Here is a 24,710-nt window from a genome sequence, read left to right as displayed (position 1 = left end):
GCACATCGGTGTTTCCAGCACTTTCACAGTGTAAGAGCAAAGCGGGGAACGGAACAGGAATTCCGCGCCAGCCCCTTGCACCGTGCCGGCCTTCGTCCTTTTGCCAGGATCCTGGCAAAAGGACCCGCCTAGGCTCCCGATAGCTGGAGTTGCAAGCAGACGACAAGGCGGCATCCCGGGGAATGCCGCCTTGTTCCGTGCGCAAACCAACCTATCCCGGCAAACTTACTTGGCGACCACGCGAGCCATTTCCAGCACCTTGTTGGAATAGCCCCACTCGTTGTCGTACCAGCTCACGATCTTGACGAAGGTCGAGTCCAGCGCGATGCCGGCTTCGGCGTCGAAGATCGAGGTGCGTGCATCGCCGCGGAAATCCGTGGCGACGACCTTGTCTTCGGTGTAGCCCAGCACGCCCTTGAGCGCGCCCTGGCTCTGTGCCTTCATTTCGGCGCAGATCTCGGCGTAGGTGGCACCCTTTTCCAGCTCGACGGTCAGGTCGACCACCGACACGTCGGAGGTCGGCACGCGGAACGACATGCCGGTCAGCTTCTTGTTCAGCTCGGGAATCACCACGCCCACGGCCTTGGCAGCGCCAGTGCTCGACGGGATGATGTTTTCCAGGATGCCGCGGCCACCGCGCCAGTCCTTGTTGGACGGGCCGTCGACGGTCTTTTGCGTGGCGGTGGTGGCGTGCACGGTGGTCATCAGGCCGCGCTTGATGCCCCACTTGTCGTTCAGCACCTTGGCGACCGGCGCCAGGCAGTTGGTGGTGCAGCTGGCGTTGGAGATGATCGCTTCGCCCTTGTACGTGCCGTGGTTCACGCCGTACACGAACATCGGGGTGTCATCCTTGGACGGTGCCGACATGATCACCTTCTTGGCGCCCGCGTCGATGTGCTTCTGCGCGCCTTCCTTGGTCAGGAAGATGCCGGTGGATTCGATCACCACGTCGGCGCCGATCTCGCCCCACTTCAGTTCGGACGGGTCCTTGACTGCGGTCAGGCGGATTTTCTTGCCATTGACGATCAGGGTGTTGCCGTCGACCGACACTTCGCCGTCAAAGCGGCCGTGCACCGAGTCGTACTTCAGCATGTAAGCCAGGTAGTCGGGCTCGAGCAGGTCGTTGATGCCGACGACTTCGATTTCCTTGAAGTTGGCGGCGGCGGCGCGGAACACCATGCGCCCGATGCGGCCGAAGCCGTTGATGCCGATCTTGATGGTCATGTTTATCTCCTGAGTAGGCTAACGATCGATGGATGCGGGAAAGCGTCTGCCGGCCCGCGCGGCCGAGTCGACCGCTGCGCGGGCCCGGGAATACCTGTTACTGACCGAGGGTGTCGCGCACGGTGCGCACGACGTTCTCGACCGTGAAGCCGAAGTGCTTGAACAATACGCCAGCGGGAGCCGATTCGCCGAAGGTGTCGATGCCCACCACGGCCTGGACCTGGTACTTCCACCAGAAGTCCGTCACGCCTGCCTCGACCGCCACGCGCGGCACGCCGGCCGGCAGCACCGATGCCTTGTAGGCGGCGTCCTGCTTGTCGAATACCGTGGTTGCCGGCACCGAGACCACGCGCACGTGCACGCCGTCAGCAGCCAGTTGCTCTGCGGCACCCACGGCCAGGCCGACTTCCGAGCCGGTGGCGATGATCACGGCATCCGGACGGCCGGTCTTGGGATTGTTGCCAGCGCGCAGCACGTAGCCGCCCCGCGCGATATTGGCGCGGGTGGTGTCGTCACGCGTCTGGAACGGCAGGTTCTGGCGGCTGAAAATCAGGCAGCTCGGGCCGTTCTCGCGGCGCACGGCCTGGGCCCAGGCCACCGCGGTTTCGGTCGTGTCGGCGGTACGCCACACATCCATATTGGGGATCAGGCGCAGGCTGGCGACGTGTTCGATCGACTGGTGGGTCGGGCCGTCTTCGCCCAGGCCGATGGAGTCGTGGGTGAACACGAACAGCGTGCGGATCTTCATCAGCGCCGCCATGCGCAGGGCATTGCGGCTGTAGTCGGAGAAGGTCAGGAAGGTGCCGCCGTAGGGGATGTAGCCACCATGCAGCGTGATGCCGTTCATGATGGCGCTCATGCCGAACTCGCGCACGCCGTAGTTGATGTGGTTGCCCCAGGCATCGCCGCGCACGGCCTTGCTGCCGGACCAGTTGGTCAGGTTGGAGCCGGTCAGGTCGGCCGAGCCACCCAGGAATTCCGGCAGCACCGGCGCGAGCGCCTCGATGGTGTTCTGGCTGGCCTTGCGGGTAGCGATGGTTTCCGCCTTTTCCTCGCACTTGGCCAGGAAAGCGTCCACGGCAGCGTCAAACGCGCCGGGCAGCTCGCCGCGCATGCGGCGCTGGAATTCGCCGGCTTCGTACGGGAAGCGCTCCGCATAAGCCTCGAACAGCGCGTTCCAGGCCTTTTCCAGCGAACCGCCGCGGGCCTTCGCATCCCATGCCGTATAGACTTCGGCCGGGAGTTCGAACGGGGCGTGGGCCCAGCCCAGCGCCTCGCGCGTGGCCAGGATTTCGGCGCCACCAAGCGGCGCGCCATGCACATCGTGGCCGCCTTCCTTGTTGGGCGCGCCCTTGCCGATCAGGGTACGGCAGCAGATCAGGGTCGGACGGTCGCTGTGCTTGGCTTCGGCGATGGCGGCATCCACGGCGGCGGCGTCATGGCCGTCCACCGCGCGGATCACATTCCAGCCGTAGGCTTCGAAACGCTTCGGGGTGTCGTCGGCGAACCAGTGCACCACGTCGCCGTCGATCGAGATGCCGTTGTCGTCCCAGAGCGCGACCAGCTTGTTCAGCTTGAGCGTGCCGGCCAGCGAGCAGGCCTCGTGGCTGATGCCTTCCATCAGGCAGCCGTCTCCCAGGAACACATAGGTGTGGTGGTTGACGATGTCGAAGCCCGGGCGGTTGAATTCCTCGCCCAGCAGGCGTTCAGCCAGCGCCATGCCGACCGCATTAGTCAGGCCTTGGCCCAGCGGGCCGGTGGTGGTTTCCACGCCCGGGGTGATGCCGTATTCCGGGTGGCCTGCCGTCTTGCTGTGCATCTGGCGGAAGTTCTTCAGTTCGGCCAAGGGCAGGTCGTAGCCGGTCAGGTGCAGCAGCGCATAAAGCAGCATCGAGCCGTGGCCGTTGGACAGCACGAAGCGGTCGCGGTCAGCCCACTTGGGGTTGCTCGGGTTATGCTTCAGATGACGGCCCCACAGCGCAACCGCGATATCCGCCATGCCCATCGGCATGCCGGGGTGGCCTGAATTAGCCTGCTGGACGGCGTCCATGGCCAGGACGCGGATGGCGTTGGCCATGAGTTGGACGGGCTGCGAAGCGTGCGGACTGGCGGCGGGATGAGCGAGGTGAGACATGCGGCGGGAACCTGGCGGCGGGAAAAGCGCAATTTTACCAGATCAAAGGGGGGAGTTAGGCCACCCGGCGGCCCCGCCTGGCGGGCATCTGCAATGGACCGAATGGCTTTCCCCAGGCGTTGGCACCACCTTGGGCCAGATTCGGCTGCTCGCGGCAATGCGCTCGCCGTACCAGCAAATCGAGATTGGCGAGCATCCCCGCTTTGGCCGGATCTTCCGCCTCGATGGCCGCATCATGAGCGCGGAAGCGGACGCCTTCATCCAGCATGAGCTGATGGTGCACCCCATGGCCGTGGCCCATGGCGCGGCACGCTCCGCGCTGGTGGTGGGTGGCGGCGACGGCGGCTCGGCGCATGAATTGCTGCGCCTGCCCTTCATGCGCGAGGTGGTGGTGGCCGAACTCGACCCCGATGTCGTGACGCTGGCCCGGGCCTGGCTGGACGGCATCCACCAGGGCGCCTTCGAGGATCCACGCGTGCACCTCGCCATTGGCGACGCGCTGGGCTTGATGGAAGCCTTTGGCCGTGCGGGGCGGCAGTTCGACCTGATCGTATTCGATCTGACCGAGGCCGACGACGGCAGCCCGGCGGCTGCGCTCTTTTCCAACCACGGCCTGCAAACCGCCCGGCGCTGCCTGGCGCCCGGCGGCGCGCTGTCCCTGCACCTTGGCCCGCCGGAACACCGCCCCGATTCGGTCCGCGTGCTCGCCGCGCGCTTGCGGCAGTGCTTTGCGCAAGTCCACCCCATCACCACCTTCATCCCCGTCTACGGCGCGCAATGGGCCATCGCGCTGGCCAGCGACACCCTCGACGTGCGCGGCGCCGATGCCGCGCAGCTCGATGAGCGGCTGCGCGCCTGGAAGCTCGACCGCAAGCTGCGCTGCTACCACGCCGCGCTCCATCCGGCCTTGTTCGCCCTGCCCCTGCACCTGCAGGCGCTTTTCGACAGCGCCTGCGCACCCGCGTAAGATGCTCGCTCGCACCGCGAGTCTTGCCGCCCAGGCAAGCCCCGCGCGGCTTCCCGTAACCAGGAGACGATCATGACAAGACCGGCCAACACCCCCTGGCTCACCCCCTACCTGACGGTGGGCAACGGGCGCAGCGCGCTCGACTTCTATCACCGCGCCTTCGGTTTCAGCGCGGGGAACGTGGTCGACGAAAACGGTGTGCCGACCCACGCCGAGATGCACTACCAGGGCGAGCTCGTCGTGATGTTCGCGCCCGAAGGCGCCTGGGGCAGCACCGCGCGCGCGCCCCGCTCGCTCGGCGTCGAATGCCCGCAGACGTTCTACGTCTACTGCGACGACGTCGATGCCATGCACGCGCGCGCCGTCGCCGCCGGCGCGGTCAGCCTGATGGCGCCCGCCGACCAGTTCTGGGGCGACCGCTACTGCATGGTCGAGGATCCTGATGGCTACCGCTGGGGCTTCGGCAAGCCGGTGGACAAAGCCGCCGGCAAGAACGAGGACGGATCCGCCTGATGCCGCCTCGCTTTTTCATTGATGCCACGTTGGCCGCCGAGACCGACATGCCGTTGCCTGAAGCCGTGGTGCGCCATGTCCAGGTGCTGCGGCTCAACCCAGGCGACGACATCACCCTGTTCGACGGGCGCGGCGGCAGCCATGCGGCTACCCTGGTCGAAATCGGCAAGCGCCATGCGCTGGCGCGGATCGGCAGCCACGATCCGTTCGAGGCCGAGCCGCCGTTCCGCGTCACGCTGGCGCAGGGGCTGGCGGGCGGCGACAAGATGGACTGGCTGATCGAGAAATCCGTCGAGCTTGGCGTTGCCGCCATCCAGCCGCTGCAGGCGGCCCGCTCCGTGGTCCGGCTCTCGGGAGAGCGGGCGCAGAAACGCCAGGCGCACTGGCAGGCGCTGGTCGAGGCCGCATGCGAGCAATGTGGGCGCAATCGCTTGCCGGAGGTCGCACCGGTCGCTAACGTGGAATCCTGGTTGGGCCTGCAGGCAAAGCCTGCCGCGGCCCAGGATGGGGCACGGCTGCTGGTATCGCCGCGGGCCTCGCAGTCGCTGGTATCGTTTGCCACCGAGCAGCGCAATGCGTTGCTGGACCGCGGCGTGACACTGCTGATCGGGCCCGAAGGCGGGCTGGCGCCGGACGAGGAGGCGGCGGCGCTGCGCGCCGGTTTCACGGGCGTGTCACTCGGGCCGCGCATCTTGCGTACAGAAACAGCCGGGCTTGCCTGCCTGGCCACGCTCAACGCGGTACTGGGCGGATTTTGACGGCACCCGGGCCATCCCGGCCCGGCGCCACACTCACCGGAAGGAGTCGATCATGGGACTACTCGATAGCGTGCTGGGCGGAGTGCTCGGGCAGCGCGGCAGCGGCGACGCGGGCGCTGGCGGCCTGAACCCCAAGATGATGATGGCGCTGGGGCTGCTGGCCATGCTGGCCATGCGCCATAAGGGCGGGGACAGCAGCGGCGGCGAGCGGGATCCGGCCTCGGCAGGCGCGGGAGGCCTCGGCGGCCTTGGCGGACTGCTCGGCGGCCTGATGGGCGGCGGCGCGGCCGGTGGCGCACCAGGCGGCCTCGATCTGGGCGGATTGCTCGGCGGGCTGCTGGGCGGCCAGGCCGGCGGCGCACCCGCGCTGGGCGCGGCGGCCGGCGGCATCGGCGCCTTGCAGCAGGTCCTGGCCCAGGCGGGCCTGGGCGAACAGGTCAACTCGTGGATCGGCACCGGCGCCAACCAGGCGGTCTCGCCGTCCGCGCTGGCCAGCGCACTGGGTGGTACCGGCGCGCTGGAGAGCCTGGCCGAAAAGACGGGCCTGTCCCAGGACGATGTCGCAGCCCATCTCAGCGAAGGGCTGCCGGAGCTGATCGACAAGCTGACGCCGCAAGGCCAGGTACCGCCGGCGGCGTAACCCCGCGCCCTGCCGGCAAAGCAAAAGGCCCGCTGCTAGCGGGCCTTTTTTTATCATGCTGTCTTCGCTACAGGCGGCTGGCGCTCAGGCGAAGGAGTAGAACACGCGGAACTGCACCTTGCGCTCGGCCCAGAACTCGGCCGCATCACGGAACACATCGAGCAAAACCTCGCGCCCTTCCTTGTCGAACTTCTGCGCAATCGGCAGGCCTTCGAGCACGATCACGAAGCCGGGCTGCGGGCCCGCCTTGTAGATCAGGTCGGTCAGGCAATCGGCCAACGCATCGAAATTCTTGCCGAAATGCTTGGGAAAGAGGAAGTTGGTGGCGATGGTTTCCAGCACTTCCGCCTTGCTCTGGCAGTGTGCGCAGTTCGCATACAGGAAATGCTGGCCCAGCTCCACCGCGGCCTGCGCGAGTTCGGGCACGCGAAACGCGCGGATCGACTGGACGATGTTTGGACGCACCGTCTTGAACAGGGTCATGGCTCCCTCTTGGCTGCCGTCAGTGCCGGCTGCGGGAACGGGTGCGAGCGGCGGTTGTTGCGAGAGCTCGTTGCGGGGCATCGTCAACACGTTGTCGTAAAGATTCTGGGCCTGGGTCTGGGCCCGCTGCCAGCCATCTCCGGCGCCGCGCTCTTCGCGGGCGGCAAGGGCGTCGCCCAGTCCGAAAATGTCAGTCATCATTTGGCTATCCGTTTGAAACTGTTGTAGTGGTCGTCCGTGTAGTAACAGTCGTTGGTGGCGCGTTGATCACCGCCACATACGATCCGTCGTGCTCCTCGATTTCGGCTATTTGTCTTCACCGTGTATTCGCGGTAGTAATTGCGCGACCTTTGCGGCAGGGCGCGCTCGTAGTTGCCGAACCTCGAGCCATCCTTGGCGTAGGGAAACGGGCCACCCGCTTCGATCCGCTCCAACGTGGACTGTGCCTCGTTGGGCAACTGTTGTACTGCGATGGTTCCCGTGCCGTCATCGGCCGCCTGGCGTGCCAGCACCGGCTGCGCCAGCGCGCACGACAACGCCACGCCTGCCAGCACCCGGCTTGCCACTCGCGCCAGACCGGCGACTGAAATCCATTGTGATGCGCGCTGCGTCAAAGGAATCTGGGAACCCACGTTGCTTGTCTTGATTTGAGGACACCAACCAAACGATCCCGGCGCCGCTGCGCGGTTGCCGCGCCACCTAAACTGCCCATTTTGCCTGCGCCCCGGACGGCCTGCGCGTAAATCGACAGCGTCGTCGCGCGTGTAACGAGCGCGTACTTCAAAGGCATAAGGTTACGCCCATGCTAATAAATAATCAATCCCCGCCCCCGGACGGAGTGGAAAACCTCAATTGTTTCAACATGTTAAGAAAATGTGTGCACACACTGACGGGGTGCCGGCGGCAGTAAAAAGACAATAAAAAAGCCGGGCAAGCCCGGCTTTTCAAGACTGACAGGGGTTTAGCGCTTGGCTGCCGCGTCCACCACCACCAGCGACGTCATATTGACGATACGCCGCACCGTGGCCGAAGGCGTCAGGATGTGGACAGGCGCCTTGACGCCAAGCAGGATCGGCCCGATCGCCACATTGTTGCCCGCCGCGACCTTGAGCAGGTTGTAGGCGATGTTGGCAGCGTCGATATTCGGGCACACCAGCAGGTTGGCCTCGCCCTTGAGGGTGCCGTCCGGCACCAGCGTGTCACGCAGCTTCGGGTCCAGCGCGCAATCGCCATGCATCTCGCCATCCACCTCGAGATCCGGGGCGCGCTCGCGCAGGATCGCCAGGGTTTCGCGCATTTTCTGCGCCGAAGGCGCTTCGGATGTGCCGAAGTTGGAGTGCGACACCAGCGCCACCTTGGGGACGATGCCGAAGCGCTTGAGCTCTTCGGCGGCCATCAGGGTGATCTCGGCCAGCTGGCCAGCGGTCGGGTCGATGTTGACGTGGGTGTCGACCAGGAAGATCTGCCGGCCCGGCAGGACCAGCCCGTTCATCGCCGCATACACCTCGTTGGTGCCACCCAGGATCTGGTCGATGTAGCGCAGGTGCGCGGCAGTCGTGCTGACCGTGCCGCAGATCATGCCATCGGCCTCGCCCTGCTTGACCAGCATCGCGCCGATCAGCGTGGTGCGGCGGCGCATTTCCAGCTTGGCGTACTGCTGGGTGATGCCCTGGCGGGCCATCATCTTGAAGTACGCCTCGGAGTAGTCGCGGAAACGTGCATCGTGTTCCGGGTTGACCACGGTGAAGTCGATGCCGCCGCGCAGGCGCAGGCCAAAGCGCTCGATGCGGTGGGCGATGACGGCCGGGCGGCCGACCAGGATCGGGTTGGCCAGCTTTTCGTCGACGATCACCTGCACCGCGCGCAGCACACGCTCTTCCTCGCCCTCGGCGAAGACGATGCGCTTCTTCTCCATGTCGACCTGGCGGGCAGCCGCGTAGATCGGCTTCATCAGGGTGCCGGAGTGGTACACGAACTGCTGCAGCTGCAGGCGGTACGCGTCCATGTCCTTGATGGGGCGCGCGGCCACGCCGGACTTCATGGCGGCCTCGGCCACCGCCGGCGCGATCTTGACGATCAGGCGCGGATCGAACGGCTTGGGAATCAGGTACTCGGGGCCGAAGGACAGGTCCTGGATGCCATAGGCGGTGGCGACGATGTCGCTCTGCTCCTGGCGGGCCAGTTCCGCAATCGCATGCGCCGCGGCGACTTCCATCTCACGCGTGATGGTGGTGGCGCCGCAGTCCAGCGCGCCGCGGAAGATGAAGGGGAAGCACAGGACGTTGTTGACCTGGTTCGGGTAATCGGTACGGCCGGTGGCGATCACCGCGTCCGGACGGACTTCCTTGACCAGCTCCGGCAGGATTTCCGGGTTGGGGTTGGCCAGGGCCAGCACCAGCGGCTTGTCGGCCATGCGCTGGACCATGTCCTGCTTGAGCACGCCGGCAGCGGACAGGCCCAGGAAAATATCGGCGCCATCGATCACTTCTGCCAGCTTGCGCTTGTCGGTCTTTTGCGCAAAGCGGGCCTTTTCCGGGTCCATCAGCTCAGCGCGGCCTTCATAGACCACGCCCGCCAGGTCGGTCACCCAGATGTTCTCGATCTTCATGCCGAGGTCGAGCAGCAGGTCCAGGCAAGCCAGCGCCGCAGCGCCCGCGCCGGAAGCCACCAGCTTGACCTTGCTGATATCTTTGCCGACCACGGTCAAGCCATTGACCACAGCCGCGCCGACCACGATGGCGGTGCCATGCTGGTCATCGTGGAAGACGGGAATCTTCATGCGCTCGCGCAGCTTGCGCTCAACGTAGAAGCACTCGGGTGCCTTGATGTCTTCCAGGTTGATGCCGCCGAAGGTGGGCTCGAGCGCGGCGATGATCTGCACCAGCTTCTCGGGGTCCTTCTCGTCGAGTTCGATGTCGAACACGTCGATGCCGGCGAACTTCTTGAACAGGCCTGCCTTGCCTTCCATCACCGGCTTGGAAGCCGCCGGGCCGATATCACCCAGGCCCAGCACCGCGGTGCCGTTGGTGATCACGCCGACCAGGTTGCCGCGCGCGGTGTAGCGGAATGCATTGAGCGGATCGGCGACGATTTCCTCGCACGCGTAGGCCACGCCCGGCGAGTACGCCAGGGCCAGGTCACGCTGGTTGGACAGCGGCTTGGTCGGCGTAACAGAGATCTTGCCCGGGGTCGGAAACTCGTGATATTCCAGGGCAGCTTTGCGCAGCGCCTCACGCTGCTGCTGCTTCAGGTCGTCTTGGGGCGTGGGCTGCTGGGGACTGGTCATCGGCGCATCTTCCGGTCGGTGGAGCCGTTAATCACGTATGGGACACGAAATGGCGGGTCGGCTCCACGTACCCGCAGTCTCTTCCTTTGGAACCTGGCATTTTATATTGTGAAATATTATTTCACAATAAGCGTTTTGCGCGAGGCACCTTTGCGTTTCGGTACAATATGCCGCATGCCGCCAGCGCTGAACAGCAGGGCGAAACCCGCAGCGGCCGCGACCCGGCGAGGTTTCCCTGGCCCTTCGCAGAATCTCCGCCGCCCCGACTCCCTTCATGCCCGATTCCTCCAGCGCCCAGCTCTCCGAGTTCGACCTGATCCGCCGCTTCTTTACCCGGCCCGCGCAAAAGGCGGTACTGGGCGTGGGCGACGATTGCGCGCTGATTGAAGGGCGCCCCGGACACCACCTTGCCATCAGCACCGACATGCTGGTCAGCGGGCGGCACTTCTTTCCGGACGTGGCGCCGCGCTCACTTGGGCACAAGGCGCTGGCGGTCAACCTGTCCGACCTGGCGGCCATGGGTGCCGAGCCCCGCGCCTTCACACTAGCGCTGGCGCTGCCCGATGCGCAAGCCGCATGGCTGTCCGAACTGGCCGCCGGCATGCTGGAACTGGCAGACGCCCACGGCTGCGAGCTGATCGGCGGCGACACCACGCGCGGCCCGCTGACGCTGAGCCTGACAGTGTTCGGCGACGTACCTGTGCATAAGGCACTGCGACGCGATGCCGCACGCCCCGGCGACGATATCTGGGTCTCCGGCACGCTTGGCGATGCCCGCCTGGCGCTGGGCGACTTCCGTGGCGAATGGCTGCTGCCCGAACCGGACTTCAGCCAGGTGCGCCCGCGCATGGACACGCCAACGCCGCGCATCGCGCTGGGCATGGCACTTCGCGGTGTGGCGCATGCGGCACTCGATATTTCCGACGGCCTGGTCGGCGACCTCGGCCATATCCTGGAGCGCTCCCAGGTCGGCGCCCTGCTCGACGTGGACGCCCTGCCCCGCTCGACGGTGCTGGCCAGCCAGCCGGAGGCGCGCCAGCTGGAATGCACCCTGGCCGGCGGAGACGATTACGAACTCTGCTTTACCGCGCCCGTGGGTGAGCGCGACCACATTGCCGCCATCGGCGCGCGGCTCGGCCTGGCCCTGACGCGCGTCGGCGCGATCACGTCCGAGGCTGGCCTGCGCCTGGTTGACCGCGACGGTAATCCGAGCGCTTACAACGGCACCAGCTTCGACCACTTCGCTTCCCCCTGACAAGCTTGCGTGCGCCGTGTCATCATGCAGCCATGCGGGGCGCCAGACCCTGCCCGGACACGCCGTCCGGCACAATCCCATCCGAACCAGACGAGCCAATCCCTGATGTCCGCCTACCCGCCCGGGCCTACCGCGCACGATCCCGCCCTGACCCTGGAAGCTGGCCAGGCCGCCAAGGTCACGCGCCCTACGGCGCGTTTCATGCTCTCGCACCCTGCTCACCTGATCGCGCTGGGCTTCGGCTCGGGACTATCGCCAGTCGGGCCTGGCACGGTCGGCACGCTGTACGCATGGCTGTCCTACCTGGTGATCTCGATGTGGGTGCAGCCGGAAACCTGGCTGTGGCTGATCGTCGGCGGCTTCGTGCTGGGGCTCTGGGCCTGCGCGCGCACCGCGCGCGACATGGGCGTGTTTGACCACGGCAGCATGGTCTGGGACGAGATCGTGGCGTTCTGGCTGGTCATGGCCTTCGTCATGCCGACCGGTTTCTGGGGCCAGCTTGCGGCGTTCCTGTGGTTCCGCCTGTTCGATATCGTCAAGCCAGCGCCCATCGGGCATCTCGACCGTACGCTCAAGGGACCCGGCCTGCGCGGCGGCTTCGGCGTGATGTTCGACGACATCATGGCCGCCTTCTACACGCTGCTGGTGTTCGCCCTGTGGCGTTCGCTGTGATCGGCGCCCCCCCAACCTATCTACTGAATCCGCCATCATGCCCGTCAGCCGCTTGCTCGACCAACTCGCCGTCCAGGTCGGAATCTCCCTGAACGAGAAGTCGCTGTTGCTCGCCACCGCGGAATCCTGCACGGGCGGCCTGGTGGCCGCCGCCATTACCGATGTATCGGGTTCGTCAGGGTGGTTCGAGCGGGGCTTCGTCACGTACTCGAACGAGGCCAAGTCGACCATGCTGGGCGTGCCAGCCAAGCTGATTCGCGATCATGGCGCGGTCAGCGAGGAAGTGGCGCGCGCCATGGCCGAAGGGGCCCTGCTCAACAGCCGCGCCCAGGTGGCGCTGTCGATCACCGGCGTGGCCGGGCCAACCGGCGGTACGCCGGAAAAGCCCGTGGGCATGGTGTGCTTCGGCTGGAGCAACCGCATCACCACCAAGGTGGAAACGCAGCGCTATCGCGGCGACCGGCAGCAAATCCGCCGCCAGGCTGCGGAATACGCGATTCGCGGCCTGCTCGAGCTGGTCCGCAACGAGGCCTGAGGGCTCAGGCACGCGCGGCGGCCAGCAATCCGCCGGCAATGCGGCCGTTCAGCCCTGGCGGAAGCGATTGATGGTTTCGCGCGTCTGCAACGCGACGTTGCGCGCGGCCGCCGCGAAATCCTTCTCGCGGCTGGCGTAGAGGATGGCGCGCGACGAATTGATCATCATGCCGGCGCCAGCGCCGGTGCGCCCCGCGCGGACGGTGGCCTCGATATCTCCGCCCTGGGCGCCGATGCCGGGGATCAGCAGCGGCATGTCGCCCACGATCTCGCGCACCTTTGCAATCTCCGCGGGGAAGGTCGCCCCCACCACCAGCGCCATCTGTCCATTGGTATTCCAGCGCGTGGCGGCCGCCTCGGCCACCACCTGGTACACCGGCTTGCCATCCACCGGCAGGAATTGCACGTCGGAGCCGCCCGGATTGGAGGTGCGGCACAGCACGATCACGCCGCGATCCGCATAGGCCAGGTACGGCTCCAGCGAATCCAGGCCCATATAGGGATTGACCGTGACAGCGTCCGCCCGGTAACGCTCGAAGGCTTCGATGGCGTACTGCTGCGCGGTCGAGCCGATGTCGCCGCGCTTGGCGTCCAGGATCACGGGAATCCCGGGGTGAGCGTCATGGATATAGGCGATCAACTGCTCGAGCTGGTCTTCGGCGCGCTGCGCCGCGAAATAGGCGATCTGCGGCTTGAAGGCGCAGACCAGATCGGCGGTGGCGTCGACGATCTCGCGGCAAAAAGAGAAGATCGCACCGCCCGTGCCCGTCATGGACAGGGGCAGCTTGCCCGGGTCGGGGTCTAGCCCGACGCAGAGGAGGGAATCGTTGCGCTGCCAGGCTGCAGCCAGCTGCTCGGTGAAGGTCATGGGATGCTCGCTAATCTGGGTCGGCCGCGTCGGCTGCGCGCCGGGCTTGTCAAGCCGGGTCGGCGCTCCCCCGCGGCAACAGTCGTTCCTGCGATTTTACCCGCTGCGTGCTCTCTTCTGCCGTTCTTCCTCGATACAAAGAGCGGCGTCGCACACAGCGGCCGGCCGGGGCCTGCGCACGCAAATGATGAAATGCAGCCAGATCGAGATGCCGATCGGCGTGCTGAGCTTCCGGATGCTGGTGGCCACGCTGCCCTTCCTGCTGCTCGTGCCCCTATTGCGGCGCTGGCGCCAAAGCGCGCGGGCGGCATAACAACGCACTGCGCGCCGGCGCCTCCCATTCACCCACATTTCACTTAACAATCCCCCCCTCGTTGGGCTACACTCGCGGCCATCATAATCCCGGAGAAACTACGTGGGCAGTAGCATCGGGTGTTCGTGTTGCCGCAGCCAGATTGCGATCACACCGAATGCCATGTCACTGCGGGCTGCGTAACGACGACCGCCGGAGCCGGCTTTATCCCGCTCCACCGCCTCGTCGGACTCGCCCGCAGCACATACTGCGGGTGAGTGTTCTTCCGTGTCCCTGACGGCCGCCGCCGCGCGCCGCTTCGTCCCGGACTAATCCCTCCCCCGGCATGCCAGCCATGAACGGCAAACGCCATCGCCTTGCGCGCCCTTCGAGCGCACAGCGCGATCACGCTTGCCAGCGGCCCTGTGCTTCGCCGTTTTCGCGCGAAGCATGGGCTCGCCCCATGGCCGGCGAGCCAAGCCTGCGCGTTTCTTCGCCAAACGCAACAAGGAAGCCCTGGGATGATCAACCTGTTCGTCCTGCAGAAAGGCCGGCTCGCACAGGAGCAGGTCGACGATCGCAATGAACTTCTGCAGCACAAGCCAATCTGGATCGATGTCATCAGCCCCGATGACGAGGAACTCGCCTGGATCAAGGAAGCCTACGGCGTAGCCTTGCCCGAGCTGGAAGACCTGGGTGACCTGGAAGCCTCGGCCCGCTACTTCGAGGGCGAGGACGAGAACATCCATATCCGCACCGACTTCCTGCTCGACGAGGAAGACATCTCGCGCAACGTGCGCGTGGCGTTCGTGCTCACGCGCGACGTGCTGTTCTCCATTCACGACGAGGACCTGCCGGTGTTCCGGCTGGTGCGGTTGCGCGCCCGCATGCGCCCGGGCTCGGTGCGCAACGCCAAGGACGTGCTGATGGACCTGTACGCCACCGATGCGGAATATTCGGCGGACTCCATCGAGGAAGTCTACGAGCGGCTGGAGGAAGCCAGCAAGCGCGTGCTGGCGGAGAACGTGACCGATGCCGCGGCGGCCGACGTGCTGGAAACCATCGCCCGCGAAGAAGACTTGAACGGCCGCATCCGCCGCAACGTGATGGACACGCGCCGCGCGGTCTCCTTCCTGATGCGCAGCCAGCTGCTGTCGGCCGAGCAGCAGGACGAAGCCCGCCAGATCCTGCGCGATATCGACTCCATCGAGAACCACACCGCGTTCCTGTTCGACAAGATCAACTTCCTGATGGACGCCACGGTCGGTTTCATCAACATCAACCAGAACAAGATCATCAAGCTGTTCTCGGTGGTCTCGGTGGCGCTGATGCCGCCCACGCTGATCGCCAGCATCTACGGCATGAACTTCAAGTTCATGCCGGAGCTGGACTGGGCCGCGGGTTATCCTTGGGCCATCGGGCTGATGGCCGTGTCGGCGGCGATCCCGCTGGTGTACTTCAAGCGCAAGGGCTGGCTAAGCTGAACGGTACCTGATCGGCGCCTGAACTGCTCTGCCCCGGACTCAGTCGGGCAGCGTGGCCGCGCCCATGCGGCGCGCGATGATGTTGGCCTTGACCTTGAAGTTCACGCGCACATTGGCGCAGTACTCCTTCTTGTCGAAGCACTTTGGCGCCGGCAGCGCCGCGGCCAGGCGTGCAGCCTGGCCCACACTCAGCCTGGCGGCGCTGGTCTTGAAATAATGCTGGGCCGCGGCCTCCACGCCGAACACGTCCTCGCCCCACTCCACCGAATTCAAATAGATCTCGTAGATGCGCTGCTTGTCGAGCCAGAACTCGAGCATCCAGGTAATGGCCAGCTCCTGGCCTTTGCGCAGGTAGTGCTGCTCGGACGAAAGGAAGAGGTTCTTGGCCAGTTGCTGCGTGATGGTGGAGCCGCCACGCACGATATGCCCGCGCTTCTTGTTGCGCTCCCAGGCATCGAGCATGGAATCGAGCTCGTAGCCGGGATGGTTGACGAAATCGGCGTCCTCGCTGGCGATCACCGCGCGCTTGAGGTTGCGGGAGATATCGTCATAGCCGACCCAGCGGCGGTCCACCTGGCAGCTCCAGAATTTGAAGCCGCACAGACGCCACTGCTCGGCCCGCATGAACGCCGTGGATGACGGGTTCACGGTTTGCCAGGCGGCGATCTGCAGGAAGAAATACACCTGCATGGCCAGCACGCCGGCGATCAGCGTGCCAAGCAGGTAGGCGAGCCAGCGCAGCGGGTTGAGGCCGCCGCCCCTGCCGCCTTGAGCCGCCCCGGGACGGGCGGTGTGCTTGCGCTCAGCCATGTTCGAGCCAGCCGGCCGGCGCTTTAGCGCGCGGCTTCGGCCTGCAGCGCCGCGCGCAGCGTTGCCAGCACGGGCGCGGTGGCGGGCCGCACACCCCGCCAGTTGTAGAAGGCCTCGGCGGCCTGCTCGACCAGCATGCCCAGCCCGTCGCTGGTGCGCGCGCCGCATTGGGCGGCGAACTTCAGGAATACGGTGGGCTCCGCGCCGTACATCATGTCGTAGGCGAGCACGTCCTTGCCCAGCAGTTCCGCCGGCACCGGCGGCAACTCGCCCTGCAGGCTGCTGCTGGTGGCGTTGATGACCACGTCGCAGGCGTCCTCATCGGTCAAACCCGCCAGTGCGTCAAAACCACCGCCCCACAGCTCCACGCCGTACTCGTCCGCTTGCTGGGCCACGTTTTCCAGGATATCGCTGGCGCGCTGGGGCGTGCGGTTAGCCACCACGATGCGGTCCGGCCGGCAGGCGATCAGCGGCAGCATGGCGCCCATGGCGGCGCCGCCCGCGCCCAGCAGCAGGATGCGCTTGCCTTCGAGCAAGGTATCGAGGTTGACCTCGATGTCGCGCGTGAGGCCGACACCGTCGGTGTTGTCGCCGTGGATCACGCCGTCCTCGATCCACATGGTGTTGACCGCGCCCGCGCTCTCGGCGCGCGGCGTCAGGCGCTCGGCGAGGTCGTAGGCTTCGAGCTTGAACGGCACGGTCACGTTCAGGCCGTGGCCGCCGCCGTCGAAGAAGGCGCGCACGGTGGCGACGAACCCATCGAGCGGCGCCAGCAGGCGCTCGTACTCGACGGCCTCGCCGGTCTGCTGCGCAAATGCGGCATGGATGGCGGGAGAGCGGCTGTGCGCGACGGGGTTGCCGATCACGACGTAACGGTCGGCGAGAGTCTGGGATTGCATAGTGTCAGGTGATGGCGTCATCGGGACTGCAGGCGAGTTTCCAGCCCGCTGCGCGAAAACTTGAATGTGGAGATCACTTCGAGAATATCCTGGCGCGCCTGCATCTGCGCCGTGAACCCGCCGAACGGCGCCGCCGCCCGCACGATGGCAACCGCCTGGCGGTCCAGCACGGGATCGCCCGAGCTCTTGACCACGTCAATGGCGTCGATGTTGTAGCCATCGCGGTTATAGCCAAGCCGGCCCTGCCGGTTGACGTTGATCACCAGGATCAGTTGCCCGTAGATCGGCTTGCCATTGCGCTGGGGGAAATCGGTGGTGCCGCGCGCTTCGATCTTCTGGCGCAGGCGGTCGTAGTACTGCGCGTATTCCACTTCCTGCGCGCTGGTGGCGGTGAGCTGGTAGCGCTTGGGCCGCTTGGCGTATTGCTCGAGGTTGCGGCCGATCTCGGCTTCGAGCTTGGCCATCTCGTCGAGCGAGGTGCGTTCGTCCTGGCCGCGCAGCGGGTTTTCCACGCGCTGCTGGCCTGGCTTGAGCGGCTGGCTGTGCACGGACGGCGCGGCTTCGCGCGACTGCGTCATCAGGCGCTGCTGCTCCTGCTCCATCTGCTCCACGCGGCGCTGCATCTGGCGCACCAGGTCGCCGTCCTTGGTGACGGTCTGTGCCGGCAGCGGCGTGGTGGCGCGCTGCTGGTCGTGCTCGCCACCGCCGTCGAGGTTGGCCTGGGCCAGCACGGTGGGGTTCTGCGGGCGCTGCGCCGATTTGGAATTGACCAGCACCACATCGAGCGCGGCGTCGGTGCGCTTGATCTCGAACGCCTCCGGCGCCACGACGCGCACGGTCAGCAGCAAGGCATGGGCCAGCAACGAGACGACCAGCGCCTTGGCCATCGTGCTGCTGGCGTTCCACCACTGGCGGGGAGAAAAAGCGGCTTTCACGATGGGCGGGACGTTGGCTGGGAAGCGTCGATCGGGCGAGACTGGGGCCGGGGTCCGTGGGACCCCGGGGTCAGACTGCGATTGTAAGGGAGCGCCTCGTTTTTTCCGAGGAACTCAGCCTGCGCCGCCGGTGCCGGTGTCGCGTGTGTCCGACGCAGCGCCTTCGCTTGTGGCAGCTGCTGCACTCGCGGCTTCGTCATCGCCGGCTTCCCCGGCCGCAGCGTCAACCTCACCTTCGGTTGCCCCTTCGGCCGCACCCTCGGCAGCGGCTTCGGCAGCCTCCTCGGCCGCGGCTTCAGCGGCGGCTTGCGCCGACACTTCACCGGCTTCGTCGTCCCGCTCCATCTCCTCCTGCGGCAGCTCGCCTTCGCCGGCAAACACCTCCAGGACCCGGCATGACACTTCCAGCGAGATCTCGTCGATCGCGCCGATCTCCAGCAGCACCTGGGTGCCGCGCGACGCCTGCATCAACTCCGGCACGCGCGTGACCAGCGGGATCTCGGCAAAGCGCACCGCGCCTTCCTTGAGCACCGAGCCCATCAGGCGCTCGCGCTTTTCCTGCTGCAGCCAGCGCAGGCACCAGTAGCGCTCCATGGTCGACTGGTGGTCGGCATAGGCAGCGTAGGTGCCTTCGAAATCCGCCACCGCGGCCAGCAGGTCCGAATCCTTGGGCTTGAACGGCGCCACCAGCTTGGCCGTGATGCCATGCTGGGCGACTGCCAGGATCTGCCACTGGTTGACCAGGTCGACATAGCGGCGCAGCGGCGAGGTGCTCCACGCATATTGCGCCACGCCCAGCCCCTCATGGGGCGCCGGGTAGGTCTGCATGCGGGTGCGGTTCATGCCCCAGGCCTTCTGCGTGCGGTAGATGCCCGGCACACCGTTGTCGGCAAGCAGCTTGCCCCAGGTGCTGTTGGCCAGGATCATCAGCTCGGCGACGATCTTGTCGAGCGGGGAGCCGCGGCGGCGCTGCTCGATGCGCACGCGTTCGCCTCCATCCTCCAGCAGGTCGATGTAGAAGCTGTAGTCGGCGCGGTTGTGCGACTCGGGACGCAGCCCGCTGGCCAGACGCGCCTTCTGGCGTTCGTCGTGCAGCCAGCCGGAGAAATGGAACAGCTGGGTCAGCGCGTCGCGGAACGGGTAGTCGCCGGTGCCGGCAGCCAGCGCGGCCTCGGTCACCACATCCTCAAGCAGGTTGTGGCGCAGGTTGGCCGCGATCTTGACCAGCTCGGCGCGGGTCTCGCTGCTGACGATCATCTGCAGGGCCGGGTCGTAGACCACGTACAGCGACAGGGCCGGGCACTCGCGCCCTTCCTGCAGCGTGTAGCGCTCCACCACCGAATCCGGCAGCATGGTGATCTTGTCGCCGGGGAAATAGACTGTCGACAAGCGATGGCGCGCCACGGCGTCGAGCGGCTCGCCACGGCGGATGCCCAGGCCGGGCGCCGCGATATGGATGCCCACGCGGATCTTGCCACCGTCCAGCGGCGTGACCGACAGCGCATCGTCGATCTCCGTGGTGGTGACGTCATCGATGGAGAACGCCTCCACATCCGCGCGCGGCAGTTCGCCGGCGGGTTCCGGCACGGCCACGTCGGGAAAGCCGGTGCCCTTGGGGAAGCACTCGGAGAGGAACTTGGCCTCATGCAGCGCGCGCGGGCTGGCAATGCCGCCCACCGCCACCATCAGCCGCATCGGCGACATGCCTAGCGCGGTGCAAGCGGCGTCCATCGCCTTGTATTCGAGGCTGTTCTTGTCGGGCTTGAACAGCAGTTGCAGTGCCTTGCCGCGGAACGCATCGGGCAGAGTCAGGGCCTTGAGCTGGTTTTCGTACTCGGCCTGCACCAGGGCTTGCTGCTTCTTGCGCTCGAGCGCGGCGAGCGCAGCCTTCAACTGGTCTTCCGGCGCACGCTGGTAGCGCCCGCGGCCCTTGCGGCGGAAATAGACCGGATTGCCGTGCAGCGTCTGCGCCAGCGCGGCTTGCTGCACCACGCTCGCACCCGCGCCGTAGTACTCGGCCGCCAGGTCGACAAAGCCGAACTCGTCCTCCGATGCGCATTCCCACAGGAATTCCAGGTCGACCTCGCCGACCAGGTCGGCGGCCTGGCGCAACAGCTCGATCGCCGACGGCTGCGCGAACTGCAGCAATACGTCGCGCGACTTGACCTTGGTGCGTTTGCCCGCGGGCAGCTCCACCTGGTACGACTCGCCCTGCTGGGTCAGCACGGTGCCGGCGCGAATCTCGCCGCCTTCTTCGAACAGCAACTGCATGGATCGGTACTTTCAGAAATGCCGGGAACCGCACTTGGCAAACCAAGCACCCTGGCGCTTTGTCACGCCTGCGGGAACGGCCCGGTGAGAGAAATGGTGCAAGGCCGCCTTCAGGCAAGGCGGCAACCGGACCTGAGATGATACCGCACCGCGCCGGCTGCAAGCCCGGCGCAGGGCGGGCTGTTACAGCGACATGCCGCCGCTGGCCTCGATCGCCACGCCATTGACGTAGCTGGCATCGTCGCTGGCAAGGAAGGTGTAGATGCTGGCGATTTCGGCCGGCTCTGCCAGACGGCGCAGCCAGCAAGACGATTTCATGCCGTCCAGCACCTTCTCCGGCACGGTCCGCAGGATCTCGGTGGCGACGAAACCCGGGCACACCGCGTTGACGCGCACGCCCTTGGGGCCCAGCTCGCGCGCCCACGTCTTGGTGAAGCCGATCACACCGAACTTGCTCGCCGCATAGTTGGTCTGGCCGAAGTTACCGTACAGGCCAACCACGCTGGAGGCATTGAGAATCACACCTTTGCCCTGCTCGGCCATGATGTCGGCCACGGCCTGGGCGCAGTTGAAGACGCCCTTGAGATTGACGTCGATCACCGCGTCGAACTGGACTTCGGTCATCTTGGTCAGGCGTGCATCCTTGGTGATGCCTGCGTTATTGACGAGGATGTCGATGCGGCCGTGCTTGGCCAGCGTGGCCGCCACCATGGCGTCGACCTCGTCGCGGCGCGTCACGTCGACCTTGTGGGCGCTCACGGTGGCGCCAGAAGCGGCGAGCGTCTCGGCGGCAGCGCGCACGCGCTCCTCCTGCACGTCGCAAAGCACCACCAGCGCACCTTCCGCGGCAAAGCGCTGCGCGGTGGCAAAACCGATCCCGGCGGCAGCGCCGGTGATGATGGCAACACGTCCCTGCAATTTCATGGTGGTCGTCTCTTGTTCTTGGTCGCGATTATCGATTTGGGGAAAATTCTTGCTCTGGATGGCTACCTGGCGGCTTCTGCCTGGAGCCGCTCAGTTCCGGCGCGGGCCGCGCCAGCAGGTCGGGCAGGAATACCTCGGTCACCAGCATGACGCCGTCGCCACGCCGGAAGGCCGAACGCCGCGCAGGCAACACCGATGACGCAGCGAGCTCCCGCATGGCCGGCACGGCTAGTTCCAGCCGGCGCCGCAGCGGGTGATGCGCAAGCAGGCGCGCAAAGGCAAACGGCTCGCGCCGCACGCGGGGATCGACGAACAGCGCGCCGCCCAGCGGGCGCTCGCCCAGGCCGCGCAGGAATGGCCAGTCGCGCCGGGCATGGTCGGGCTTCACCACGGTATGGGCAAAGATGGCCGGCACCCCGTCACAGATCAGCAGCACCTCGCGCGCCAGCGCGCGGCGGCGGGCAGGCAGCCCCAGCGCCTGCCATTCATCGGCAAGGGCGAGTTCAATGCGCTGCGCCAGGCGGCGCACCCGGAAAGCGTCCGACGCTGCCACCAGCCGGGCGGTGAGCGAGCCATCACCGGTCACCCAGCGGCGCAGGTTGGCGCTGATGGCGGGATCTTCGGGTAAATGGGCGTGCCAACCACTGCGGCGCAGATGCGCCCCGTTCATGCCGCGCTCATGCCCGTGGCTCCGGATCGATGGGGTCGATGGCGTCGCCCTGGCTGAGCTGGCCATCGGGTCCATAGCCGCAGAAAGCGAGGACTTCGTCGACGTAGTCGGCAAATTCACTGATGCCGTGGTCGCTGCCCTCGATGACGCGCGTGTGCGCGCCGGGGAAGGCCGCCAGCATCTCGCGATAGTCCAGCACCTCGTCGCCGGTCGCAGCCATCAGGAAATAGCGCTGCGGCCGGGTGATGGGCTCGACCCGCAGCGCCAGCAGTTCATCCAGATGGTGGCGCTCCACCCGCACCGAGCCGCCACCGTGCCAGAGCGGCTGGTCGCCCAGGTGGCGCTCCAGGTCGGTCCAGGGATGCACCGCCGGGTTGAGGAGCACAGCGCGGCAGCCGTGGCGCTCGGCCAGCCAGCGCGCATAGAAGCCACCCAGCGAGGAGCCGATGATGGTGAGCGGCTGCGCGCCACCGGCTTGCGAGGCCGCGATGGCCGCTTCGGCCTGGGCGATGGCCTGGGCCGGCGACACATTCAGCACCGGGCAAGCGTAATAGCGTCCCACGCCCCATTCACGCATGCGCTCCTGGACCAGGCGCGCCTTGAAGGACTGTGGAGATGAGCGGAAACCGTGCAGGTATAGCAGCATGCCAGGCCCCGCTCAGGCGCAAGCACCTGCGGCAAAGGCGTCCAGCAGCTTCTGGTGGACGCCGCCGAAGCCGCCGTTGCTCATGACCAGCACATGGTCGCCCGGGCGCGCGGTGGCTCGCACCGCGCGGACCAGCTCGGGAAGGTCGCTGAAGGCGGCCGCGCGCTCGCCCAGCGGCGCCAGCGATTCGGCCAGGTCCCAGCCCAGGGCATCCTTGCCGCTGGCCGCGCCATACCCGAACACCAGGTCTGCCGCCTCGAGGCTGGCCGGGAGTTGCGCCTTCATCACGCCCAGCTTCATGGTGTTGGAGCGCGGCTCCAGCACCACCAGGATGCGCGCCGCGCCAACCCGCTTGCGCAGGCCGTCGAGCGTGGTCTGGATCGCAGTGGGATGGTGGGCAAAGTCGTCATAGACCGTGATGCCATCGACCACGCCACGCACTTCCATGCGGCGCTTCACATTCGCGAAGCGCGACAAGGAATCGATGGCTTGCGGCGCTGGCACGCCCACATGGCGGGCAGCCGCAATCGCAGCCAGCGCATTCATCCGGTTGTGCGTGCCTTGCAAGGCCCAGCGGAGCCGGCCTTGCAGCACGTCGCCGAACCAGACATCGAAACTGTCCTGGGTCGTGCCGTCGCCGGTGGCATCGCCTTCGGCGGGCTCGCCCGCACGCCAGTCGCCGATGCCAAATTGCTCGGTCTCGCTCCAGCAGCCCCGCTCCAGCACGCGCGCCAGGCTTTCCTCATAGCCGTTGACGATCAGCCGGCCCTGCTCCGGCACGGTGCGCACCAGATGATGGAACTGGGTCTCGATGGCGGCAAGATCAGGGAAGATGTCGGCGTGATCGTATTCCAGGTTGTTCAGGATGGCGGTGCGTGGACGGTAGTGGACAAACTTGCTGCGCTTGTCGAAGAACGCCGTATCGTACTCATCGGCCTCGATCACGAAGAAGTCGGACTCGGTCACCCGCGCCGACACGCCAAAATTCTGCGGCACGCCGCCCACCAGGAAGCCCGGCTGGTAGCCGGCATCTTCCAGGATCCAGGCCAGCATGGAGGTGGTGGTGGTCTTGCCGTGGGTGCCCGCCACCGCCAGCGTCCATTTGCCGCGCAGCACATGCTCGCCGAGCCACTGCGGGCCGGAGACATAAGGCAGGTTGCGGTTGAGGATGGCCTCCATCAGCGGATTGCCGCGCGACACCACATTGCCGATGACGAACAGGTCCGGCTCCAGCGCTAGCTGGCCGGGATCAAAGCCCTCGATCAGTTCAATGCCCTGCGCCTCGAGCTGCGTGCTCATCGGCGGGTAGACATTGGCATCGCATCCGGTGACGCGGTGGCCAGCCTGCTTGGCAAGCACGGCGAGGCCGCCCATGAATGTGCCGCAGATACCAAGGATGTGAATATGCATGGGATTTAGGATTGGGCGGGCCAGGGCGGCCGGGCCGGGTTGCTTCTGGATGGAAAGAATTGTACCTGAGGGGGTGACGGCGACGCCGTGCGGGAAAGGCCCGCGGCCGGGCACGGCAGATTTCCGGGCCGGCGCCTTCTCTCCGAGGAATCTCCCCGTCACCAGCCACTCTAAAAAGCAAAACCCGACCCTAGCGCGCAGGCCGCGATCCCTCCGGTATCATCCCCCCATGCCCCGCCGCCCCACCCTCGACCCCATCCGCCTGCGCGAGGAAATCGCCCAGGCCGCCGCCCGCATGATCGCGGAAGATGGCACCGACTACGCCACGGCCAAGCGCAAGGCCGCGCGGCAACTGCTGGGTGACGTGCGCGTGGCGGGCGAGTGGCTCCCCGACAACGAGGCCGTGGAGGCGGAGGTCCGTCTCTATCAGGCACTGTTCCACTCGGAGAGCCAGCCCCGCGTCCTGGCGCTGCTGCGCCGGCTGGCCGTGCTTGCCATGCGCGACCTTGCCGCATTCCGCCCGTACCTGGCTGGGGCCGTGCTCAACGGCACCGCCACCGAGCATTCCGACGTCTATCTGCAGTGCTTCTGCGATAGCACCAAGGATCTCACCCTGCACCTGCTCAACGCTGGCGTGGACTTCGACACCAGCGAGACCCGGCACTTCGCCGGCCGCGGCGAGGTCGAGACCCTGAGTTTCCTCTGGAAGGGACAATGGCCAGCCATGCGCGACGCGCGCCTGCTGGCTGGAGAGATCCGTGCGGAACTTGGCCAGCCCGTCGGCATTCATATAGCGCTGTATGATGCGGATGACGAACGCGGCGCAGTCCGGGCCGCGGCTGGCGGCCGGGTTGCCCGTGCCGATGTGGATGCGGTACTGGCGCTGCTGGCGGCCGCCGAAGCGGCGGCACCCCAGGTGCCCGACGCGCCCGCAGCGGCCTGAGCGCCAGCCTTGACCCGGAGCGTGAGCGAGGCCAGCCACAGGCCATGTGCACCTTCCCTATCGAGCCATCCGGGTTCTTACCTCTTCCATCA

At 66.4% G+C, this 24,710-nt stretch carries 24 protein-coding genes; 10 read left to right on the top strand and 14 right to left on the bottom strand.

The genetic code is table 11. The features are described 5' to 3' along the window. Nucleotides 1–225 precede the first annotated feature (225 nt). A complete protein-coding gene (gene gap, locus AC07XB_RS18905; protein ID WP_043349563.1) occupies nt 226–1,224 on the bottom strand; it encodes a type I glyceraldehyde-3-phosphate dehydrogenase in 999 nt (332 codons plus the stop codon). A 97-nt stretch (nt 1,225–1,321) separates the two neighbouring features. Beyond that, nucleotides 1,322–3,358: a transketolase gene (gene tkt / locus AC07XB_RS18900; RefSeq protein ID WP_492372938.1), complete on the bottom strand. Its 2,037-nt coding sequence runs from the start codon at nt 3,356–3,358 to the stop codon at nt 1,322–1,324. A gap of 130 nt (nt 3,359–3,488) precedes the next feature. On the opposite strand from tkt, the gene AC07XB_RS18895 reads away from it, so the two are divergent. From AC07XB_RS18895 to AC07XB_RS18880, 4 genes are all read left to right on the top strand, one after another. Then, complete coding sequence (locus AC07XB_RS18895) at nt 3,489–4,325, top strand: spermine/spermidine synthase domain-containing protein (RefSeq protein ID WP_416049677.1); 837 nt, start codon at nt 3,489–3,491, stop codon at nt 4,323–4,325. 72 nt (nt 4,326–4,397) lie between these two features. Further along, entirely contained in the window at nt 4,398–4,838 is a 441-nt protein-coding gene (locus tag AC07XB_RS18890; RefSeq protein WP_174422983.1) for a VOC family protein, read from the top strand. Next, complete coding sequence (locus AC07XB_RS18885) at nt 4,838–5,596, top strand: 16S rRNA (uracil(1498)-N(3))-methyltransferase (protein ID WP_492372937.1); 759 nt, start codon at nt 4,838–4,840, stop codon at nt 5,594–5,596. The genes AC07XB_RS18890 and AC07XB_RS18885 overlap by 1 nt, the downstream gene beginning before the upstream one ends. 52 nt (nt 5,597–5,648) lie before the next feature. Next, complete coding sequence (locus tag AC07XB_RS18880; RefSeq protein ID WP_492829135.1) at nt 5,649–6,236, top strand: YidB family protein; 588 nt, start codon at nt 5,649–5,651, stop codon at nt 6,234–6,236. A gap of 84 nt (nt 6,237–6,320) precedes the next feature. On the opposite strand, the gene AC07XB_RS18875 is transcribed toward AC07XB_RS18880, so the two are convergent. The 3 genes from AC07XB_RS18875 to AC07XB_RS18865 all read right to left on the bottom strand — a co-directional run bounded on the left by AC07XB_RS18875 (nt 6,321) and on the right by AC07XB_RS18865 (nt 10,005). Then, nucleotides 6,321–6,920 carry a barstar family protein gene (locus AC07XB_RS18875; protein WP_174422986.1) on the bottom strand — a complete coding sequence of 200 codons (600 nt, stop codon included), beginning with the start codon at nt 6,918–6,920 and terminating at the stop codon, nt 6,321–6,323. Continuing rightward, complete coding sequence (locus AC07XB_RS18870; protein WP_318230911.1) at nt 6,917–7,273, bottom strand: guanyl-specific ribonuclease; 357 nt, start codon at nt 7,271–7,273, stop codon at nt 6,917–6,919. Before AC07XB_RS18870 ends, AC07XB_RS18875 begins: the two co-directional genes overlap by 4 nt. Nucleotides 7,274–7,680: 407 nt before the next feature. Further along, the gene (locus AC07XB_RS18865) at nt 7,681–10,005 is read right to left on the bottom strand and encodes an NADP-dependent malic enzyme (RefSeq protein WP_492372934.1); all 2,325 of its coding nucleotides are present in this window, start codon (nt 10,003–10,005) and stop codon (nt 7,681–7,683) included. A gap of 274 nt (nt 10,006–10,279) precedes the next feature. Here AC07XB_RS18865 and thiL point away from each other — a divergent pair, with 274 nt between their 5' ends. From thiL to AC07XB_RS18850, 3 genes are all read left to right on the top strand, one after another. Further along, a complete protein-coding gene (gene thiL, locus AC07XB_RS18860; RefSeq protein ID WP_492829133.1) occupies nt 10,280–11,260 on the top strand; it encodes a thiamine-phosphate kinase in 981 nt (326 codons plus the stop codon). A gap of 105 nt (nt 11,261–11,365) precedes the next feature. Then, on the top strand, nt 11,366–11,932 hold the full coding sequence (locus AC07XB_RS18855) for a phosphatidylglycerophosphatase A family protein (protein ID WP_492372933.1): 567 nt from the start codon (nt 11,366–11,368) through the stop codon (nt 11,930–11,932). 37 nt (nt 11,933–11,969) lie between these two features. Beyond that, the gene (locus tag AC07XB_RS18850) at nt 11,970–12,467 is read left to right on the top strand and encodes a CinA family protein (RefSeq protein WP_416049684.1); all 498 of its coding nucleotides are present in this window, start codon (nt 11,970–11,972) and stop codon (nt 12,465–12,467) included. Nucleotides 12,468–12,515: 48 nt separating this feature from the next. Here AC07XB_RS18850 and pyrF read toward each other — a convergent pair whose 3' ends face one another. Continuing rightward, on the bottom strand, nt 12,516–13,334 hold the full coding sequence (gene pyrF / locus AC07XB_RS18845; protein WP_492372932.1) for an orotidine-5'-phosphate decarboxylase: 819 nt from the start codon (nt 13,332–13,334) through the stop codon (nt 12,516–12,518). A gap of 184 nt (nt 13,335–13,518) precedes the next feature. Between pyrF and AC07XB_RS18840 the strand changes: the two genes are divergently transcribed. Continuing rightward, nucleotides 13,519–13,647: a hypothetical protein gene (locus tag AC07XB_RS18840; RefSeq protein WP_492829131.1), complete on the top strand. Its 129-nt coding sequence runs from the start codon at nt 13,519–13,521 to the stop codon at nt 13,645–13,647. Between the two features lie 500 nt (nt 13,648–14,147). Next, complete coding sequence (gene corA / locus AC07XB_RS18835) at nt 14,148–15,110, top strand: magnesium/cobalt transporter CorA (RefSeq protein WP_043349592.1); 963 nt, start codon at nt 14,148–14,150, stop codon at nt 15,108–15,110. Between the two features lie 39 nt (nt 15,111–15,149). On the opposite strand, the gene mtgA is transcribed toward corA, so the two are convergent. The 8 genes from mtgA to mpl form a co-directional block, all read right to left on the bottom strand. Then, nucleotides 15,150–15,851 (bottom strand): monofunctional biosynthetic peptidoglycan transglycosylase, encoded by a 702-nt coding sequence (gene mtgA, locus AC07XB_RS18830; RefSeq protein ID WP_492372979.1) that lies wholly within the window; start codon nt 15,849–15,851, stop codon nt 15,150–15,152. A gap of 92 nt (nt 15,852–15,943) precedes the next feature. Then, a complete protein-coding gene (gene aroE / locus AC07XB_RS18825; RefSeq protein ID WP_492372930.1) occupies nt 15,944–16,819 on the bottom strand; it encodes a shikimate dehydrogenase in 876 nt (291 codons plus the stop codon). Between the two features lie 17 nt (nt 16,820–16,836). Next, complete coding sequence (locus AC07XB_RS18820; protein ID WP_150986893.1) at nt 16,837–17,706, bottom strand: energy transducer TonB; 870 nt, start codon at nt 17,704–17,706, stop codon at nt 16,837–16,839. Nucleotides 17,707–17,868: 162 nt separating this feature from the next. After that, nucleotides 17,869–20,025, bottom strand: a complete 2,157-nt coding sequence (locus AC07XB_RS18815; RefSeq protein WP_492372929.1) for a ribonuclease catalytic domain-containing protein — start codon at nt 20,023–20,025, stop codon at nt 17,869–17,871. 183 nt (nt 20,026–20,208) lie between these two features. Beyond that, on the bottom strand, nt 20,209–20,949 hold the full coding sequence (gene fabG, locus AC07XB_RS18810; RefSeq protein WP_492372928.1) for a 3-oxoacyl-ACP reductase FabG: 741 nt from the start codon (nt 20,947–20,949) through the stop codon (nt 20,209–20,211). 28 nt (nt 20,950–20,977) lie between these two features. Next, on the bottom strand, nt 20,978–21,619 hold the full coding sequence (locus tag AC07XB_RS18805) for a chorismate--pyruvate lyase family protein (RefSeq protein WP_492808005.1): 642 nt from the start codon (nt 21,617–21,619) through the stop codon (nt 20,978–20,980). Between the two features lie 7 nt (nt 21,620–21,626). Further along, nucleotides 21,627–22,265 (bottom strand): YqiA/YcfP family alpha/beta fold hydrolase, encoded by a 639-nt coding sequence (locus tag AC07XB_RS18800; RefSeq protein ID WP_492372926.1) that lies wholly within the window; start codon nt 22,263–22,265, stop codon nt 21,627–21,629. A gap of 12 nt (nt 22,266–22,277) precedes the next feature. Next, the gene (gene mpl / locus AC07XB_RS18795; RefSeq protein WP_492829128.1) at nt 22,278–23,675 is read right to left on the bottom strand and encodes a UDP-N-acetylmuramate:L-alanyl-gamma-D-glutamyl-meso-diaminopimelate ligase; all 1,398 of its coding nucleotides are present in this window, start codon (nt 23,673–23,675) and stop codon (nt 22,278–22,280) included. 229 nt (nt 23,676–23,904) lie between these two features. On the opposite strand from mpl, the gene AC07XB_RS18790 reads away from it, so the two are divergent. Further along, entirely contained in the window at nt 23,905–24,618 is a 714-nt protein-coding gene (locus AC07XB_RS18790; RefSeq protein ID WP_492387141.1) for a UDP-N-acetylmuramate--alanine ligase, read from the top strand. Nucleotides 24,619–24,710: the final 92 nt, after the last annotated feature.

This window comes from Cupriavidus sp. GW821-FHT02F09 (assembly GCF_059421605.1).
The sequence above is the reverse complement of the archived record's forward strand: the minus strand, read 5'-3'. Positions and strand labels throughout refer to the sequence as shown.